The organism is Teredinibacter haidensis, assembly GCF_014211975.1.
In the GTDB taxonomy this organism is placed as follows: domain Bacteria; phylum Pseudomonadota; class Gammaproteobacteria; order Pseudomonadales; family Cellvibrionaceae; genus Teredinibacter; species Teredinibacter haidensis.
On the sequence record NZ_CP060084.1, the window covers coordinates 1444591 to 1461112 of the forward strand.

19 protein-coding genes are annotated in these 16522 nt (G+C 43.8%); 10 read left to right on the plus strand and 9 right to left on the minus strand.

The genetic code is table 11. The features are described from left to right. Positions 1 to 205: 205 nt before the first annotated feature. Positions 206 to 1453, minus strand: coding sequence for a tyrosine-type recombinase/integrase (locus tag H5715_RS05575; protein ID WP_075187471.1), 1248 nt, complete (start codon positions 1451 to 1453; stop codon positions 206 to 208). Positions 1454 to 2131: 678 nt separating this feature from the next. Between H5715_RS05575 and H5715_RS05580 the strand changes: the two genes are divergently transcribed. Continuing rightward, entirely contained in the window at positions 2132 to 2785 is a 654-nt protein-coding gene (locus H5715_RS05580) for an Lcl C-terminal domain-containing protein (protein WP_075187470.1), read from the plus strand. Positions 2786 to 3220: 435 nt separating this feature from the next. Then, positions 3221 to 3490: a transposase gene (locus H5715_RS19950; RefSeq protein ID WP_075187469.1), complete on the plus strand. Its 270-nt coding sequence runs from the start codon at positions 3221 to 3223 to the stop codon at positions 3488 to 3490. A gap of 674 nt (positions 3491 to 4164) precedes the next feature. Here H5715_RS19950 and H5715_RS05590 read toward each other — a convergent pair. The 4 genes from H5715_RS05590 to H5715_RS05605 all read right to left on the minus strand — a co-directional run bounded on the left by H5715_RS05590 (position 4165) and on the right by H5715_RS05605 (position 6892). Further along, positions 4165 to 4332, minus strand: coding sequence for a hypothetical protein (locus tag H5715_RS05590; RefSeq protein WP_175574328.1), 168 nt, complete (start codon positions 4330 to 4332; stop codon positions 4165 to 4167). A 75-nt stretch (positions 4333 to 4407) separates the two neighbouring features. Continuing rightward, positions 4408 to 4836 (minus strand): IS200/IS605 family transposase, encoded by a 429-nt coding sequence (gene tnpA, locus H5715_RS05595; RefSeq protein ID WP_075187466.1) that lies wholly within the window; start codon positions 4834 to 4836, stop codon positions 4408 to 4410. A gap of 252 nt (positions 4837 to 5088) precedes the next feature. After that, a complete protein-coding gene (gene modA, locus H5715_RS05600) occupies positions 5089 to 5868 on the minus strand; it encodes a molybdate ABC transporter substrate-binding protein (RefSeq protein ID WP_075187465.1) in 780 nt (259 codons plus the stop codon). A 64-nt stretch (positions 5869 to 5932) separates the two neighbouring features. Beyond that, on the minus strand, positions 5933 to 6892 hold the full coding sequence (locus tag H5715_RS05605) for a porin (RefSeq protein ID WP_075187464.1): 960 nt from the start codon (positions 6890 to 6892) through the stop codon (positions 5933 to 5935). A gap of 526 nt (positions 6893 to 7418) precedes the next feature. Between H5715_RS05605 and H5715_RS20385 the strand changes: the two genes are divergently transcribed. From H5715_RS20385 to H5715_RS05630, 8 genes are all read left to right on the plus strand, one after another. Further along, positions 7419 to 7550, plus strand: a complete 132-nt coding sequence (locus H5715_RS20385) for a hypothetical protein (RefSeq protein ID WP_281388191.1) — start codon at positions 7419 to 7421, stop codon at positions 7548 to 7550. 18 nt (positions 7551 to 7568) lie between these two features. After that, positions 7569 to 7685, plus strand: a complete 117-nt coding sequence (locus H5715_RS20510) for a hypothetical protein (RefSeq protein WP_425507013.1) — start codon at positions 7569 to 7571, stop codon at positions 7683 to 7685. 126 nt (positions 7686 to 7811) lie between these two features. Beyond that, positions 7812 to 7961 carry a substrate-binding domain-containing protein gene (locus H5715_RS20515; RefSeq protein ID WP_425507014.1) on the plus strand — a complete coding sequence of 50 codons (150 nt, stop codon included), beginning with the start codon at positions 7812 to 7814 and terminating at the stop codon, positions 7959 to 7961. 17 nt (positions 7962 to 7978) lie between these two features. Next, positions 7979 to 8842, plus strand: coding sequence for a ModD protein (gene modD / locus H5715_RS05610; protein WP_075187463.1), 864 nt, complete (start codon positions 7979 to 7981; stop codon positions 8840 to 8842). Next, positions 8835 to 9515, plus strand: coding sequence for a molybdate ABC transporter permease subunit (gene modB, locus H5715_RS05615; RefSeq protein ID WP_221892347.1), 681 nt, complete (start codon positions 8835 to 8837; stop codon positions 9513 to 9515). The genes modD and modB overlap by 8 nt, the downstream gene beginning before the upstream one ends. Next, positions 9512 to 10588 carry a molybdenum ABC transporter ATP-binding protein gene (gene modC / locus H5715_RS05620; protein WP_075187461.1) on the plus strand — a complete coding sequence of 359 codons (1077 nt, stop codon included), beginning with the start codon at positions 9512 to 9514 and terminating at the stop codon, positions 10586 to 10588. Before modB ends, modC begins: the two co-directional genes overlap by 4 nt. 26 nt (positions 10589 to 10614) lie before the next feature. Further along, positions 10615 to 10824: a TOBE domain-containing protein gene (locus H5715_RS05625; protein ID WP_075187460.1), complete on the plus strand. Its 210-nt coding sequence runs from the start codon at positions 10615 to 10617 to the stop codon at positions 10822 to 10824. 20 nt (positions 10825 to 10844) lie between these two features. Continuing rightward, positions 10845 to 11669 carry a TOBE domain-containing protein gene (locus tag H5715_RS05630; protein WP_075187459.1) on the plus strand — a complete coding sequence of 275 codons (825 nt, stop codon included), beginning with the start codon at positions 10845 to 10847 and terminating at the stop codon, positions 11667 to 11669. A gap of 64 nt (positions 11670 to 11733) precedes the next feature. Here H5715_RS05630 and H5715_RS05635 read toward each other — a convergent pair whose 3' ends face one another. The 4 genes from H5715_RS05635 to H5715_RS05650 form a co-directional block, all read right to left on the minus strand. Further along, the gene (locus H5715_RS05635; protein WP_075187458.1) at positions 11734 to 12621 is read right to left on the minus strand and encodes a LysR family transcriptional regulator; all 888 of its coding nucleotides are present in this window, start codon (positions 12619 to 12621) and stop codon (positions 11734 to 11736) included. 1490 nt (positions 12622 to 14111) lie between these two features. After that, on the minus strand, positions 14112 to 14591 hold the full coding sequence (gene bamJ, locus H5715_RS05640) for a BamJ family beta-barrel-assembly machinery protein (protein WP_075187457.1): 480 nt from the start codon (positions 14589 to 14591) through the stop codon (positions 14112 to 14114). A gap of 23 nt (positions 14592 to 14614) precedes the next feature. Then, positions 14615 to 15460, minus strand: coding sequence for a ribosome biogenesis GTPase YlqF (ylqF, locus tag H5715_RS05645; RefSeq protein ID WP_075187456.1), 846 nt, complete (start codon positions 15458 to 15460; stop codon positions 14615 to 14617). 249 nt (positions 15461 to 15709) lie between these two features. Further along, positions 15710 to 16147 (minus strand): hypothetical protein, encoded by a 438-nt coding sequence (locus H5715_RS05650; RefSeq protein WP_083608203.1) that lies wholly within the window; start codon positions 16145 to 16147, stop codon positions 15710 to 15712. Between the last annotated feature and the right edge of the window lie 375 nt (positions 16148 to 16522).

The following is a 16522-nucleotide window of genomic DNA, read 5'->3' on the forward strand; positions in this document are numbered from 1 at the left end:
TGAAAAAGCCGTAATCCGATAAATTACACCAAAAATAGCAACGGTCAATCTTGCGCTGCCAACGTTTTTTAATATGCCTCGAAATACTTCCGTTCGATTTTACCCAATGACCTATAGCTTCCATTCCCAAGGAGGCTATCATGCTCAAACGCCGCACCTACAACTGGCCCCAGCTCTTTACAGAATACGAGCAGTCAGATGTTATTCAAACCTTTCTGCCTTTCCCGCTAAGCGCACGTTTTTTATTTTCAGTTTGTACGTAGATTGTATCAGTAGTTGCCATGCTGGAATGCCCTAGGTCTTCAGAGACGTCTTTGAGTGCGCGCCCACGCTCAACCTCCATGCTTGCGCCAGTATGTCTTAGCCAGTGCGTGGAAGCTTCCTTCAATTTTTGTGATGCGTTTTCACCTTTATCAGTTTTCATTCCTTCGTAAGCTTTATCAAACACCTCCTGAACCAACCTTGTTAAGTGCCTTGATGTCATACCACCTTGACCTCGAATTTTTTCGACAAGAGGGGAGTCATCAGTAGAAGAGGGTAGTGGTGTAGTTCCCCGCGAACTTCGGTAACGCGAAAGGTAGTCAAGGAATTCTGAGGGGACTGTGACATCTCGAAGCTTACGACCCTTCCCAAAAACTTTAAGCCACCAGTTTCCCTCATCATCCTTCCAGAAATGATTCATGGTTGGCGACCAGTTCTTTCGTTCTGAAAGTTCTGAAATGCGGAGAAAAAGCGTTTTAAGGCCGGCAATGATAAACAGGCTGCGTTCGTAGGTTGGTGTTTCATTCGCTAATCTAGTAGCTGTTGCGAGAACATAATCCCATTGATCTTCAGTTAAGCGCTTAACTTCCTTTACTTGGGCATCTTTAATAAAGTATTTACAGTCCTTTTTCGCATACTGGGCAGGGTTACCTAAACAAATTTCTTCTTGAATCAGATAATTGTAAAAAGCAGACAGCCCAGAAAATGTCGCGTCGAGCGTAGCCTGCGATGGTCTGTACCGCCGAGCATCTAGTTTTTGGTTATCGCCTTTGTCTCCCTTGGGTATTTTATACCTAAAAGGGCGCCAGCTTTTGTTGACCTTGAAGCCACCACCAATCAGATCAAAGCGGCCAATAGTTGTCTTGCTTATCCATTTCGCGGGTGGGGTCCAGGTAAAGTCCGCGAACTCCAATATGTCCTTCTTACGCTGTTCGTCGACAGGCTTATCTTTGTACAAAAAGGTCCACAGCAAGAATCTTTCTACATCGGTCCTAAATCGCAAAAAGGTATGTTCCGATTTGTTTCGGCCGGTATAGACAAGGAAATCGCGTGCCCACTTCCAATGCTGTCTACGCCAGGCTGGGCCTTCACCCAGAAACTGCTCAACTTCCGAGTATGCCGTTTTGTCGTAATCCATTAGCTCTTCGTAAGACGGGAACAGAGGCGTGGGTTTTGTGTTGTTTCTAATCATAGAGTGTCAGCGAATTAAGTAAGCAAGAAGGTAGAGTATACAGAAACGCTCGCTATGTCCAATAATTAGAATTATATGACGTAATGTAATAGAGAGAGTGTGAAAATAAGTAACTATTTCAGTGGCTTAGCGCTTTCTTTTCGCTAAAAACGTATTCAGCAGTTTTCATTTTGGCATAGGCTTTATAAAATACATCCAGAATAATGCGCGTTAGCTGCCGAGTCGTCATACCACCTTGACCACGAATCTTTTCAACTGACGGCAACGGTTACAAACCACGGAATGCCCGATAACGCTTCAGGAAACCCAGAAAGTTTGCTGTTACCGTAATGTCACGGGCCTTTCTACCTTTACCATAAACCTTGAGCCACCAATCGTTCAGCTAGTTCAGCTATTTGTAGATGCCGAGTGTTCAAAGTACTAATAACAAATAGACTACGCTCGTACGCGCGATCTTCAGCAGTCTAGTCGCTGAACTTTACGTTGCTCCTTTAGCTCCACTAAACATTGGCATATAGTTTCGTGTGATCTCTGCCACGCCTAGAAACCTTCTCGCATTCCAGGCTACCTATATCTCCAAAAATTATCTTAACAAAGAAGTTACTATTTCGCTTATACTAGAAACTGAAAGTTGCGCATTACCTTCTGAAATTGAGTTGCATTTAGGACGATATACTCATGAAAAGCCAGACGATCAAGCCTAAGCTTTTATCTCTCACTCTAATGTTCTCAATTATTCTGGCGTCTTTCTCATCTTACGCCGCACTTTTGACTCGCTCCGATGGATCGGTTTACGATGACATTCTCAACGTCACATGGTTAACTGACCTAAGTTTTCATAGAGAGAACATTTCCTCCACGGGATGGGAGCCTAACGATCCATCATATTTATGGACAGGAAAAGATGGTTATATTACAAATTATCAAGATGTAGATGAATGGGTCGAAGAACTTGAATACGTAGGTTCCTTAGATTGGAGGTTACCTGAATCTAGCGAGCTGTTAAGCCTGTTCAACGATAGTTTGAAAGTTAGTGCGGGTAATATAGGCCCATTTGCAGGTTTATTTTTAAATCGCGGTTATTGGACATATATTCCTAAATGCGGTGAGGGTTTGAATTATGTTGTTCATATTGCTGATGGCGAACAAGCCAGAAAAGAAGAGGTAAATTACTGTACTTACAATGATGAAGGCGTTACCGGCGTAATTATTTTAGCTGATGGTGATATTAGTAGTGTAGCAGTTCCAGAAACGTCAACACTTACATTGTTTGCAGTACTGATCCTGGCTTTAGGTATAAACACTAAGTACCAACGGAGACAGTCGCAGTAAACATAATAATTTAACATTACAATAAAACGGTGGGAAAGAAACGCAGTTCAATAGTGTCAAGCTCTTATTGTTACAACTCGTTTACTGGCCGGAGTACCATCGCCCTCGTCGCGCGCACCCGCTAAATCCTTTCGCACCAAGGAGCCAAAGGACGTTGGCAGGTGCCACCATATTGCTAATTCTAGAAAGCCTGCCCTTAGCTTTATCTGCTCTCAGTCGTTATGGCTAAATCGCTAAATGATTATATTTCGCCAAGCTATTCGGCTTTCAATGTTGTTGTTATGTCAGTAATTTATTGAAGTGTTATTTGCCGCATTTTTCTATAGTGTTTGTCTCTGTAGCTTTATTAGTCTCCTAAAAGGTTAAAACCATCGGCTTTAGCCGGTCAGCTTTAGCTACAATGCTGGAATCGCAAATAAAGCTGGGGAGCAAAATATGAATTATCGATATGGCAGCCATACAGTCTTTAAAATTCAATGCAACCAAATCAAACAGGAACTCGCTGAAGTCGCTCGATCACACCCGCTATGCCAACGACTTTTAACATTGCCGGGGATCGGAGTCATCAATGCAACCGCAATGTACTCAGCCATTGGAAACGCCAGTCAATTTGCCCATCCTCGTGAGATTCCTGTTTGGTTGGGCGTTACGCCAAAACAATTTTTAAGCGGCGAAAAATCCGTTAACGGGGGTATCACGAGTTGATTCATGGCGCGCGATCCGTATTGTATCGATCAAAACTCAAAACGGACAAACTCTCCGTTTGGGTAAATAACCTTGTTGAGCGAAGCGGCGTGAATAAAGCCGCCGTGGCTTTAGCTAACCGTTTGGCACGACTAATTTGGATTATTTTGCGACGGGATGAAGATTATAAAGTGATTCCTGCGTAGTTATGGCATTGTCATAGCGTATTAAAACAATTTATTTTTTAGGAAATTTTAGAGCAATAAAAATGGTATTTTCTCTTGGTATCGTCGAGTTTTGATGTTAAAGCGGGTTTCCGTACTTAACCATAGTCTGGTTGGGACAAGGCTTTAATAAGCCGAGTGACTGTTTGAGACAGTTAAGTGCGGAACTCATCAGGGCCAGAAAGAAACACTCAAATATAAGCTTTCACAATAGGCCGAATATATGTCAGCACGAACCCAAATCAAAAAAAGACGGTCAACAAGGGAACACAACAACAAAGGCGATCAAATATTGATGGCGAGGTATTTTTCGCCTTGACATACCAGGAGCGTCCATATACTACCTAGGCGGCAGCAAACAATACAGTTGCCTCTTGGAAAAATGATTTAATCAGAGCCTTATCCCGTTTGATACTTTCCACGTCTAAAATGGCACGATTCTTTAGTGATTCTCCTTTCTTGAGTGGCTTTTTAGAGCCGCCGTTTTTTATGTAAGGCAATGGGTTCGTGGTCGACATTACGTCGAATTTCACCATTCGATATCGTTATGCTTTTCGGCAGCTTTGTATTACTTACGCGCTTACCCGATACAATGCTATCAATTGGTGTCAATTGAATAACGGCATTATCTGTATCCATAACTCAACAACCACCAGCTAAATCTTGTGGGTTAGCATTACGGACTGAAAGTCCGGATACGGGTCGAAGACCCGTCTATTCCTCCACCCGAAAATTGTCTTCAACTTTCGGTTCGAAGTGGTGTTCTAAATAACTTTTAATCATCTCTTCAGTTAACTCCCCAGAAGTAACACAAAAGTATCCTCTTGCCCAAAAATGACGACCCCAATATCTTTTCTTAAGATCAGGGAAACTCTCAAATAGCTTTGACGATGAGCGGCCTTTGACCCTACGCATGATTTCGCTCGGGGCCATATTGGGCGGAGCTGAAACAAGCAGATGTATGTGATCTTTGCTAACCACTCCTTTCAATATCTCAATCTCAAAAGCTTGCCACGTTTGTCGAATCAGCTCTCGGGCCTTCAACCCAACATCCCCCGTCAAAACCCGATAGCGGTATTTAGTGACAAACACAAAGTGATATTGAATTTTAAAGACTGTATGGCTGCCATATCGATAATTCATATTTTGCTCCCCAGCTTTATTTGCGATTCCAGCATTGTAGCTAAAGCTGACCGGCTAAAGCCGATGGTTTTAACCTTTTAGGACACTAATAAATTCAATACTTCAACATCCACCGAACTTAATGTTTTTTATTACGATGACGGTCTAGTTTTTTTGAAATGTTATTTGTCGATTTTTTCTAGAGTGCCTGTCCCTTATTACACCTGTCCCATCTTACAATTTGATTGTCCAATGCGTTGCATACGACCAACGTTATGGGGAGAACTGCTTGCTCAAGTTAACCGGTAGATAGCCGTAGTGCCTGATAATAGCTTGCGCAGCTGGGCTTAACATAAAATCTAAAAACGATTGCGCTACCTTAGGTGCTTTAGAGTCGCGTAGTCGAACCGCTTGCTGCTCCAACGGGGGATGCAGTGATGCGGGAATAATTCGGTAAGAGCCGGGTATGGCCTTCCCTTCTCGGTAAATCAAAGAAAGGCTGATAAAGCCAAGCTCAGCTGCGCCACTCTCAATGAACTGAAAGGTCTGTAGCACGTTTTTTCCCTCAACAAATTTCGGGCGTAGCTGCTGAGTCAATCCAAGTTTGTCTAAAACTTCAATGGCCGCTTTACCGTGAACCCCAACTTTCGGGTTGGGCAATGCTAGGTGAGTAAAAGAGTTGCTTTGTAGAACCGAAAGGCTGCCATTAATCCGATCTCGGTTGGCGGACCAAAGTACTAACTGGCTGGCGGCGTAACTAATTCGAGTGCCGCTAACCCCTATTTTTTGTCGTTCCAGACTCTCAGGTGCAGCAATATCAGCACTGATAAAAAGGTCGAATGGCGCGCCCTGCTTTATTTCAGCATATAGCACCCCTACTGAGGCATAGGCGGTAAGAACGTGGTGACCGGTCTCTTTTTCGAACGCCTGAACGAGAGGCTCCATTGCGGGCTTAAAACCACCGGCAACTCCTGCAATAAGTTGATGAGCATTACTGGTAATACTGATAAAAATAAGCCCGATTAGGCTCCATACTCGTCGCTTAATATTCATGGGTGATTCCTTTTATAAAGATAGGGGAAATAGCGAAGTATTCGCTCTTCTGTTTTTCGAATGGTTAAAAACAATAGCGAAGGCCCAGAGATAAAGCAGTACTGATTTCGGTTTTCAATTCGAGTTGGGTTGCCATTGCGTACGCGGTGGCTGCCTTGGAAAAGTTATGATCAACCCCTATGCTCGCCATTTTGGCTTTTTCCCCATGTTGAATTTTGGAGTTATCGTAGCTGTACTGTAGCTTGGCAATGTTTTCGCCTATGGGTAAAGCTAGGTTCACCATGTACCCGTTACCGGAGAGGTCTTCGCTATTTTTTTCTGATTTTTGGTAGAGACCGCCCAGTTGTATCGCTCCAATATCGATCTGCCCCACAGCTCGAAAGGCATCAACCCCTTTAACTTTGTGATTGAGGGCCGCTGCGATGTAATAAGGTCTTTTCTTAAGTTTGCTATCACCATAAGTGGCTGAAATGCTGTAGCCATCGTCCCCGTTTTGGCTTGAGGCATCATCACCAAATACCCAGGTAGCGGTAAGTTTTACTCCTCGATTGAGCGGTGCTATATAGGTAGCGGTATCACCTATACGATCTTGACCGGAAAAAATCTGCTTTAGGTTTCCTTCACGCTCTTTAAACAGATCCGCGCTACCTTCGGTTTTCTTAAAGCGTGTGTCATTACGTCCGAAGACCAAAGTGCCGAAGGTCTTAGAGCTAACCCCCATAAAAGTATTGCGAGCTGTCAGTGGTTGATTCTGATTTTCGTCATCAAATCCCTTAACCTCCGCCTCAAGGGTGTACACCAGTTTGGCACTATCAGTTAACGGGTGGCTCCCTTTCATCCCTAGTCGGCTGAATACCGAATGCACATTGGTGCCTTTATCAACCTGCCTCATAACGCCGTTGTCAGCATGAGTTAGCTCTATTTCTACCTTTCCATAGAGGTGGGTTTCTGCAGCTTGAGCTAGGCTGGCGACTGATGCTAATACGCTAATCGTGAGCAAGAATTGTGAAAGAAAAACATTCATCGTTAACCACCTCGTTATTTACAATTGTAAATAACGAGTAGCAATAGTGGCGCCATCCTGGCGAATGCGAAGAGCCTCAAAATAAGTGCATGAATTCATTGAATATATTGTGATTTAGACTGAAAAACAAAAGAACTCAATGCTTGGTATTATGTCGGCCAATGATTGTAAAATTGAAACAAAATGTTTCGTTATATACATATAAATATAGCGATGTAGCTGCTGAAGATGGAAATAGGTAGCGAAAGAGCCGAATTTATCGCAAATTTAGATTGGCTTTATCTTTGCAGGTACACAGCGCAATCGTGGTTGATACCTATTGTTGAGTGTATGAGAACATCTTTGTTAGCGTTTGGAATTTAGGTTAATTGGTTGTTTTTAGGGGGTTAATCTGTTTTCTCAAAAATAAAGCGTTATTAAAAGGAAGCATTGTTTTGTCGTTATCTCTTCAATGGGATAACGACAATTGAGTTAAATACCACAGAATATTATCAGCCGTTATTTCAGAAATAGATGGCGATCGAATATGACAATGTTAAAACAATTCATTCTGATGTCGATGCCTGTTGGTGCTTGCTCTGCTCAGGAGGGAGAGGTGCGAATTGCTATCGCAGCTAATTTTTATAAACCGATGTTGCAACTTGCGAAAGAATTTTAAGACCCAGCCGTAAATAGTGTGGCTGTCTTCGCTGGCTCAACAGGAGCTCTATATGCGCAAATTAAAAACGGTGCACCGTTTGAAGTGTTTCTGGCTACCGACCAACGCCGATCAAAGGCCATAGAAAAATCTTAGCTAGCAATTTTTTGTAGCGGCGACCTCCAGCGTTGACCATCTGGCGATTGCTAATCCTATAAAACCGCGCATTATCGCGTTATCACAAGTTTATCTAATGGCAGCATTACCGAGGGCAGCGCCTGATTGGTTCCTACCTCACTGTACCGCAAGCTCAACCAGGATGCCGTATTACTGAAACACGGGCAAAAACCCCCTGCGGCTAAACCATTATTAACCTTTTTACAAAGTGCGCTAGCAAAACAGACTATCCACTCATTTGGATACCATATTTAATCGTTAGGAGATGGCTTATGACTCAGGAAATTGTGCTGGATGATCAGCAGTTACAGGCGTTGCTTCGGGAAGATGTCCCAATGGGAGATCTGACAACGTCCGCGTTACAGCTGGAAACCAAACAAGGGCGTATCGAATTCAGTGCCCGCTATGACACTTGTTGCTGTGCTGTTGAAGAAGTGGCTCGATTGCTGAGCTTAAAAGGACTCAGTGTTGAGCTTTATCATCACTCAGGAAGCTGGATCACAGCCGGCACTTTGCTGTTGTCTGCCACAGGCTCCACCGCAACCGCATTAGCTTGCTGGAAAATATGTCAGAACTTGCTGGAGTGGAGTGGTGGTATTGCCACTGCCAGTTACCAACTTGTTACTGCAGTTCATCAATCCAACCCAAACGCCCATGTTGCTTGTACCCGCAAAAATACCCCCGGCACCAAGCGAATGAGCGTTAAGGCTGTTCGTTGTGGAGGCGCTACAATTCATCGCTTAGGACTTTCCGAGAGTGTACTGATCTTTGCCGAACACTGCCAATTTACACCGGCAACACCTGAACAGCTGGTGGCACGAGCGAAAACTTATTGCCCCGACTTAAATACTACAGTTGAAGTCAGTTCGATTGAGGCGGCGTTGATTTGGGCAAAATCCGGCGTGGATATATTGCAATTGGAAAAGTTTTCGCCAGACAAGCTCTTCCAGTGCAGGTTACAGCTCGCAGAACAGGGCAAAGTGCCTTTGATCGCTGCTGCCGGTGGAGTGAATTTAGAGAATGCCGCTGAATATGCAACCTGCGGTGCTGATCTATTGGTTAGCTCATGGCCCTATCAGGCGCGACCCAAAGATATTCAAGTTCGTTTTTACCCACACGGAAATGTGGATGTTTGAGATCAGTATTAATGTGGTTTGGCTCACCTTAAAGTTGGCATTTGTGGTCACCATCATTTTGCTGTTTGTGGCAAGCCCGCTGGCATGGTGGTTGTCGCAAACCCAATCGCGTATCAAACCTGTTGCTAGCGCACTGTTTGCCGTTCCACTAGTGTTACCACCTACCGTGCTGGGTTTCTATTTATTGCTATTCCTCGGTCCCAATGGTCCGGTGGGTCGCCTCGCCGAGGCATTGGGTATCGGTACCCTGCCGTTTAGTTTTACCGGTATCGCCATTGCTTGTGCGGTTCATTCGTTTCCCTTTGTGGTTCAGCCACTACAAAATTCATTTGAGATGATCGGAAAAAGGCCGCTGGAAGTGGCGGCAACACTCGGTGCTTCGCCGTTAGACTGCTTTTGGAATGTGGTCGTTCCACTGGCTCGTCCCGGTTTCATCACCGCTGTGGTGATGGGGTTTTGTCACACTATTGGCGAGTTTGGCGTAGTACTGATGATCGGCGGCAACATTCCCGGTAAGACCCGAGTACTTTCGGTGGAAATATACAACCATGTTGAGGCCATGGAATATGCCCAGGCTCATTGGCTAGCAGGCGGCATGATGGCATTCTCCTTCCTCGCCCTGCTAGTCATCTATTTTGTTAATCAACGGGCTGCGAAAAGGAGCCTGGCATGAGTCGTTTACAAGCAAACTTTCAGGTCGACCGGGGAGACTTCAAACTAAACGTGGAATTTACGTTACCCTCTAAAGGCGTGACCGCGCTATTCGGGCCATCAGGTTCAGGAAAAACCTCCTGCCTGCGGGCAATGGCAGGACTGGAACGATTACCAAATAGTTTTATTAAGGTTGGAAATGAGGTCTGGCAGAACGACTCTCTAGGGGTTTTCGTTCCAGCTCATCAGCGCGAGATTGGTTATGTATTCCAGGAGGCGAGCCTGTTTCCGCATCTAAACGTTCGGCAAAATCTTGAGTTCGGTTTGAAGCGCCTTCCCGCATCAAAGCGCAAAGTGGAACCAGAGTCTGTGATTGAGCTATTGGGAATTGGCTCGTTGCTATCACGCCCACCGGCTGCGCTTTCTGGGGGAGAACGACAGCGGGTGGCGATTGCTCGCGCTTTGTTAAGGTCTCCTGAGCTGCTGCTTATGGATGAGCCCTTATCTGCACTTGATCGGCGACTTAAGCAGGAGATTTTACCCTATTTGGAGCAGCTGCACCGAAGGCTGTCGATCCCCGTAGTCTATGTTAGTCATGCGCCGGATGAAGTGGCAAGACTAGCCGACCATATTCTGATACTCGATCACGGCAAACTGATTTGTTCCGGGTCACTGAAAGAGATCATGGTGGAGCCACGATTTACGTCCCTGTTTGGTGATGGAGCCAGCACCTTGTTTGAAGGAATGGTCTCGGCCCAACATGACGACCTAATTACCGAAGTAACGGCCGATAAGTTGGTACTTCGGTTAACCCCACGCCCGTTACCGCTGGGTTTTCCTATTCGCTGCCGGATTTATGCCAGCGATGTTAGTTTGTGTACTGTGGCACCATCCCACTCTAGCATTTTAAATATTTTCCCTAGTCGGGTAATAGGGATCGATGATGGTGGGCATGCCGGTGAATGTCTCGTTACCGTTGAGTTAGCAAAGGAGCAGAGATTGTTGGCGCAAATATCCAGCTACTCCCTAAATCATTTGCAGCTGAAGCTAGGAGCTTCCGTATGGGCACAAGTGAAATCGGTTGCTGTATTGTAGCTTTTATTTAAATGGAGGATTAAGGTATGAAATTAAGCGCAAGAAACGTTATTCCCGGTAAAGTAGTGAGAATTACTCAAGGCGCAGTGAATGTTGACGTGGTACTTGAAGTCGCCCCTGGCGTGCAATTAGTCTCCATCATTACCAAGCAGGCTTGTGAGTCGTTGCAGCTAAAAGAAGGGATGCAGGCGTATGCGGCGATCAAAGCCACCAATGTGATGATTGCATCAGAATAACCAAAGGCCTGAGTGAACAGATGAACAAAAGTGATTCCATGTTAGGTGCTGCCAAGCTCAGTTTGCATACTGAGATGGGACAGTTTTTAAATGACCACCGAATTCGTTTATTGGATGCCATTGCCGTACACGGCTCATTGAGCGCGGCAGCTCGCTCTTTACCTATGTCGTATAAAGCGGCCTGGGAGGCCTTAGACTCGATGAATAACTTATCGGCCCGCCCAATAGTTATCCGCTCTACCGGGGGTAAAAATGGTGGAGGAACGCAATTGACGCCCTACGCCCACAAACTAATCAGCCTCTATAAAGCAATGGAAATTGAGTATCAGAAAAGTTTAGAGCGTTTACAGGAAGCACTTGAGCAGACCCCTGAAGCAAAAGAGGTTAATGATTTTCGTAAATTGATGAATCGAGTTAACTTTAAAACCAGCGCTCGCAACCAGTTGGTGGGGACAGTGACATCGGTCACCATCGGCGCTGTCAATGTGATTGTGGAGCTCAAAATTAGCGAGCAATTAACACTGGTTGCGGCGGTGACCAAAGATTCTGCGCAATCGTTGGGAATTGAGTTTGGCCAGGAGCTGGTTGCGCTAGTGAAATCGTCTCAAATGGTATTGCATCAGGGAGATAAGCTTAAGTTATCAGCGAATAATCAGTTGAAAGGAGTCATTAGCCGAATACAGCCCGGTGCGGTTTGTTCCGATATAAGTGTTGAACTGGAAGACCAAAAATCCCTGAGTGTTACCATTACCCAAGAAAGCCTAGAGCAGTTAGCGCTGAAAATTGAACAACCGGTAACGGTTTGCTTCAATGCTTCTGCGGTTATCTTGTGCCGCTACAGCTAGTTGATTTAAAGGCACGAAGGGAATAGACGGGAAAAGTTAGTGTTGAACTGAAAAAACATTCGCCCTAAGCCGCACTCTCTGAGGAATAAACTGGTTTCAGTATTGAACAAAGCAATTCTTCAACATACTTATTGCGTTGAAAACCATTGTATTTCTCCGCATAAATACTCTGATGTAAAGGGTAATCGATTATTGGCAAAAACAACAAACTATTGGCGAGAGCCAAAGAACGCGGCACGATTGCAATACCGCCTTCATCATTAACAAAATTGGCAATCCAGTCATCTCTAGGGCTGTAGCACAAAGCCCTCATATTATAACCACGAACCTGTAAGCATTCGTACAATTTTGATGACGATTCACAATGCTTCCGAAAAAGAATTTTTTCATTTTCAAAATCTTTTAGAACTAACGCATCACGCCTAACAAAATCGTGCTGTCGATTGAAAACAGTTACAAATGTGTCGTCATAAACACAATCAAGACTAAATTCTTTGGCGGAAGAAACACGACTACCTATGAGGATGTCAATATCATGATGAATTAACTTATCATTTAACGCAGAAATTTCAGAATCACAATATTCAATATCAAAACTAGGCCGATTAGAACGAAACACTTCAAATAAATTGAAAACCACCTCAAATGAAATGCTCGACTGAAACCCAACTTTCACACATGAATCATCTTGACACAGAATTCTTTTTGCCTTTTCTTCTGTCTGTTCCGCGTTGAGATAGATATCTTTAAAGTTGGGCAACAAACTACTCCCAAGATCAGATAACTCAACGGAACTCTTGGTTCGATAAAAAAGTTCTCCGCCAATAATACTCTCTAATTTTTTTATCCCCTTGGTTAGGGCTGGCTGTGATATGCAACATTGCTTTGCCGCTCGCGTAAAATTAAGTGTTTCACTTACAGCAATAAAATATCGAATTTGGGACATTTCCATAAATTTAGTCCTTTGTATATCCGAACGTATGCACATGCCTTAAAATTGCGCACAACACATACGCCAACGTTCTGCTGGATTCTTTAAGTTACACGACTATCTCAGTTTAGCTGATCTGACTGCCATATACTCGGTGAAAATTAACGCGGCGCCAGTTCCAATCATATCTCACTCATACATAGCCATCGATCCTAAACTACAGTTATCTATTACCCCATATTTTCAATCTACTTTCAAAAGAATGGTCGGCGGCCGATTTCGAAACACCGCCCCTACTCCCTTCAGGAGCCCCAATTTTGCACCCATATTTGGCATTTGTGACAGTAACTGAATAGTTAATAGCTTATTTAAGGTCTATCTCGCCTGCATATTCTGGAAAGTTACTAACTTACCCCAAAGTTAGCAATAATGAATATTACAGGGTGTAATAACGAGCCTGTCCCATATAAATTCAAACACTAAACAGAAAGACGTCCCCTAAGGTAATTACAGCCCTAATTATACATTTCACCCCTTCCGTGTACCTTAGACAAACACCGCAGAAGCGTTCCCATTAGCACCGTTTTTAGCCCTTATACCCAGTAGTACCTGCCAGGAGATTAAAATATTACCTTTCCCCAAAAAAAATACGAATTTAAATCGATCAACAGAATGGCGATGTACATGATCAGATAAAAATATACGATATACACCACGCCGGAATCTGAAGATAGAGTTCCAGCCTGGACATGAGTCTGCATCACAACAAAAAACTAAGCACGTAGTAATTGACCCGTTCGTATTAAAACCGAACCTCTTAACTAACGTATTATCCTAGGTTAACGTCATAAACCGAGAAAACAAAATAAGGAAAACTACGATAAGAGGTGCCAAATTAATTATAAATTTGTTAACGAAATCCCGCTTAAAACACAAGGAAATATAAAATTATTTTCGCTTTTCCTCATGTACTCTGGGGGAATATAGACGGTATTTTGAGCAATCAAATGATTGACGAAGGCTTACATCAGAATAACATCCTGACACTTAGCAACTCTTTCTGTCTTGTTAACCAAACAAAATCAATCGTAGTATCTTGAGAGTCAGCCTCTTCGGTGAAGATAAAACCTTTTTAAATTTATTTGGAACGTTATTGGGGTGTTTTTGAAAATCTGGATACTCCAAACCCAGACATACCTCCGCTACCCACGAGATTTTTTATGTACAACGAAGCACCGAAAACTTCCGTCAAGCCTCATTAGTAAATAGCTGCTCTTGCTTTATGAATACTGACAAGTTTATGCCGCGGTATAAAATGAATAATAATTATTGGCCGATAACGGAACGTTATATGGTGAAATTGAAACGGTCGAAAACTTACAATTCTAAGGACAGACATCCCGTAACAGAAGCTACATAGAAAACTCGCCAAACAGGGTATAAGCTACAATAGTTACTCGAAAAAGCTAAATTAATAGCTATAAAACGCCTAGCCCATATACCTCCGTTGATTAACTGTCAGTCGTTATTTTTATAAGTTCAACATCAAAAATTAATGTTGAACCGGCAGGAATCTGGCCGGAGTTACGATTGCCATAACCTAAATTACTGGGAATAAATAGGCGGCTCTTTTCCCCTTCTACCATTAGCTGCAGGCCTTCTGTCCAGCCTGGGATTACTTGGTTCAAACTAAATTCGATCGGCTCACCTCTATCGACGGAACTGTCGAAGACGGTGCCATCGATTAGTGTTCCGTGATAATGTACTTTGACTTTATCTAAGGGTTTTGCGTGCACGGCGCCAGTTCCGGGTTGCAACTGCAGAACCTGTAAGCCAGACGCTGTCACAAGTACACCCTCTATCTGTTTGTTTTTTTCGAGAAAAATATTGCCTTGTGTATTGTTTTCTTTAGCTTTCTTCTTACTGACAGAGCCTTGCCAAGTAAAATATGCAACTAACGCAATGAAAATTACGATAACGAATGTGTTCATACTACTTACCCTCATAAATTATTTTAGTCGCGGAAAATGTAGCTGAGATGGGGTTCTTCAAAACTAATGCGGCCCAGCTTTCCTGCTCGCAATTCGCGAATAAATAATTCGCCAACGCGTACTAGGTCTACGCCGCCACGTTTCATACAACCACGTTTTTTAGCCACTTGTTCTAAGGCGCCGTAGGCGGAATCGATCAAATTGTCTATTTTGTAGCGTTCGCTTACTCGGTCCGGGTAGCGCTGGAGTAAATAATCCATCGCGAACATCGCTAAATGATCATATTCCACAGCGGTATCTCGAATGGCCCCACTGGTTGCAAGGCGATAGTTGATCATTTCATTTTTTGAACCTGGCCAAGTCATCCCCGGAGAGTCGATCAGTAAGAAATCTTCGGTGATTTTGATTCGTTGCTGACCTTTGGTAATAGCGGGTTCGTCGCCTACCTTTGCTATTTTACGCCCAGCCAGGGTATTGATAAGAGTCGATTTGCCAACGTTGGGAATCCCCAAAATCAATGCAGTCACTGGTTTGTGTATCCTGCCTCGAGGAGGGGCGAGTTTAAACACGCGGTCGGGGATGGTTCTAGTGAGATTAGTGTTACTGGTACTTATGGCGATCGCATCCATATTGCGCTGTTCACGAAAAAATGCCTGCCACGCCTGAGTAATCGCTGCGTCGGCCAAATCTGACTTGCTCAACACTTTTAGATAGGGCTTGTCTCCTCGCAATTTCTCGATCATGGGGTTGGTACTGGAAAAGGGTAAACGAGCGTCTAACACCTCGATCACCACGTCAACCTGAGGCATTATCTCCTTAATCTGCTTGCGAGCCTTATTCATATGGCCCGGATACCAATTTATTAACATACACCACCCTGCTTATCGAAAGTTCGCTATCTTACCGTTTTTATTTGCAAATTGCTGCGGTCGGGGATCTCGGGGCCAAACGACAACGAGAGGGACAGGCGCTCTGTATCTGGACAGCCATCATAAGCATTTATATATCATGTCTGTACCCGCTATTAGTAATCCTGAAAATTTGTGGGTTATTACAGTCACACAACCTTAATTAATCATTTTCCCAAAATATTAGAGACTTCACCTTCAAAAGTGAAGCTATTGTTCGTAACTATTTAGTGAGAGCCTGTCCCTGCTATTCAAGCGCAACAAATCATCACAATCGTTACAGCCGCAAATATGAGCCTTATCAGAACCACACTGAATTTCGGCGGTGCCTGCCGCTTGTATGGAATAGCTGCAATTATTAAAGCCGAGGGCCTTATTGCTCAAGCGTCCCTCTACATAACAATTTAGCCAGTCGTACTCATTGTGCATTGTTATGGTATCAATCTCTTTACCTCGATTAAAAAAGGTTTCCGCTTGGCTTGTTGTAAGGGTAAACCCACCACAAAATCTGTCTGCTTGTTCACCGCGGGATTGTGTACTCAACACCTCAAAACCTGTTTGGCTTGTACTGTCAGGCGCGTTCTTTACATATAAGGCGCCACAACCGTTCAACAAGAGCACACCGAATAGAATCATATATTTGTTCATAGTCATTACCATGTTGCCGTTGAGGCTTCGCTTGCCTGTTTACGGGATACCGTAGGGTGACGGTAGAAGTCCGATTTGGTCAAGCTAAACAATTTAGTTAACTCAGCCACCAGCCATTTCAGCGAAGTGTTCTGTTTGCTATTTATCGAGTCAAAGATTTTCTTAGTTTTATCAAAATTTTCTACTAGCTCAACCCTGATAGTGTCACCATTGGAGGAAAGTGATCTGTAAAGCCTTTTGCCTTTTCGTGGGCATGTAATTTTTTTACTCATACACCAAAGGACTGGCCATCGGCATAAAGGATATTGGCCGCGACAGCTATTTAATTTTTATTGCGCACGCTCCTTTGCAAACAACGAGGTTTTGATTTTTACA

Excerpts from the sequence above, each read along its gene's own strand:
- H5715_RS05575 (WP_075187471.1), bottom strand. The coding sequence starts at position 1,453 with ATGATTAGAAACAACACAAAACCCACGCCTCTGTTCCCGTCTTACGAA.
- H5715_RS05580 (WP_075187470.1), top strand. The coding sequence starts at position 2,132 with ATGAAAAGCCAGACGATCAAGCCTAAGCTTTTATCTCTCACTCTAATG.
- H5715_RS19950 (WP_075187469.1), top strand. The coding sequence starts at position 3,221 with ATGAATTATCGATATGGCAGCCATACAGTCTTTAAAATTCAATGCAAC.
- H5715_RS05590 (WP_175574328.1), bottom strand. The coding sequence starts at position 4,332 with ATGGATACAGATAATGCCGTTATTCAATTGACACCAATTGATAGCATT.
- tnpA (WP_075187466.1), bottom strand. The coding sequence starts at position 4,836 with ATGAATTATCGATATGGCAGCCATACAGTCTTTAAAATTCAATATCAC.
- modA (WP_075187465.1), bottom strand. The coding sequence starts at position 5,868 with ATGAATATTAAGCGACGAGTATGGAGCCTAATCGGGCTTATTTTTATC.
- H5715_RS05605 (WP_075187464.1), bottom strand. The coding sequence starts at position 6,892 with ATGAATGTTTTTCTTTCACAATTCTTGCTCACGATTAGCGTATTAGCA.
- H5715_RS20385 (WP_281388191.1), top strand. The coding sequence starts at position 7,419 with ATGACAATGTTAAAACAATTCATTCTGATGTCGATGCCTGTTGGTGCT.
- modD (WP_075187463.1), top strand. The coding sequence starts at position 7,979 with ATGACTCAGGAAATTGTGCTGGATGATCAGCAGTTACAGGCGTTGCTT.
- modB (WP_221892347.1), top strand. The coding sequence starts at position 8,835 with ATGTTTGAGATCAGTATTAATGTGGTTTGGCTCACCTTAAAGTTGGCA.
- modC (WP_075187461.1), top strand. The coding sequence starts at position 9,512 with ATGAGTCGTTTACAAGCAAACTTTCAGGTCGACCGGGGAGACTTCAAA.
- H5715_RS05625 (WP_075187460.1), top strand. The coding sequence starts at position 10,615 with ATGAAATTAAGCGCAAGAAACGTTATTCCCGGTAAAGTAGTGAGAATT.
- H5715_RS05630 (WP_075187459.1), top strand. The coding sequence starts at position 10,845 with ATGAACAAAAGTGATTCCATGTTAGGTGCTGCCAAGCTCAGTTTGCAT.
- H5715_RS05635 (WP_075187458.1), bottom strand. The coding sequence starts at position 12,621 with ATGGAAATGTCCCAAATTCGATATTTTATTGCTGTAAGTGAAACACTT.
- bamJ (WP_075187457.1), bottom strand. The coding sequence starts at position 14,591 with ATGAACACATTCGTTATCGTAATTTTCATTGCGTTAGTTGCATATTTT.
- ylqF (WP_075187456.1), bottom strand. The coding sequence starts at position 15,460 with ATGTTAATAAATTGGTATCCGGGCCATATGAATAAGGCTCGCAAGCAG.
- H5715_RS05650 (WP_083608203.1), bottom strand. The coding sequence starts at position 16,147 with ATGAACAAATATATGATTCTATTCGGTGTGCTCTTGTTGAACGGTTGT.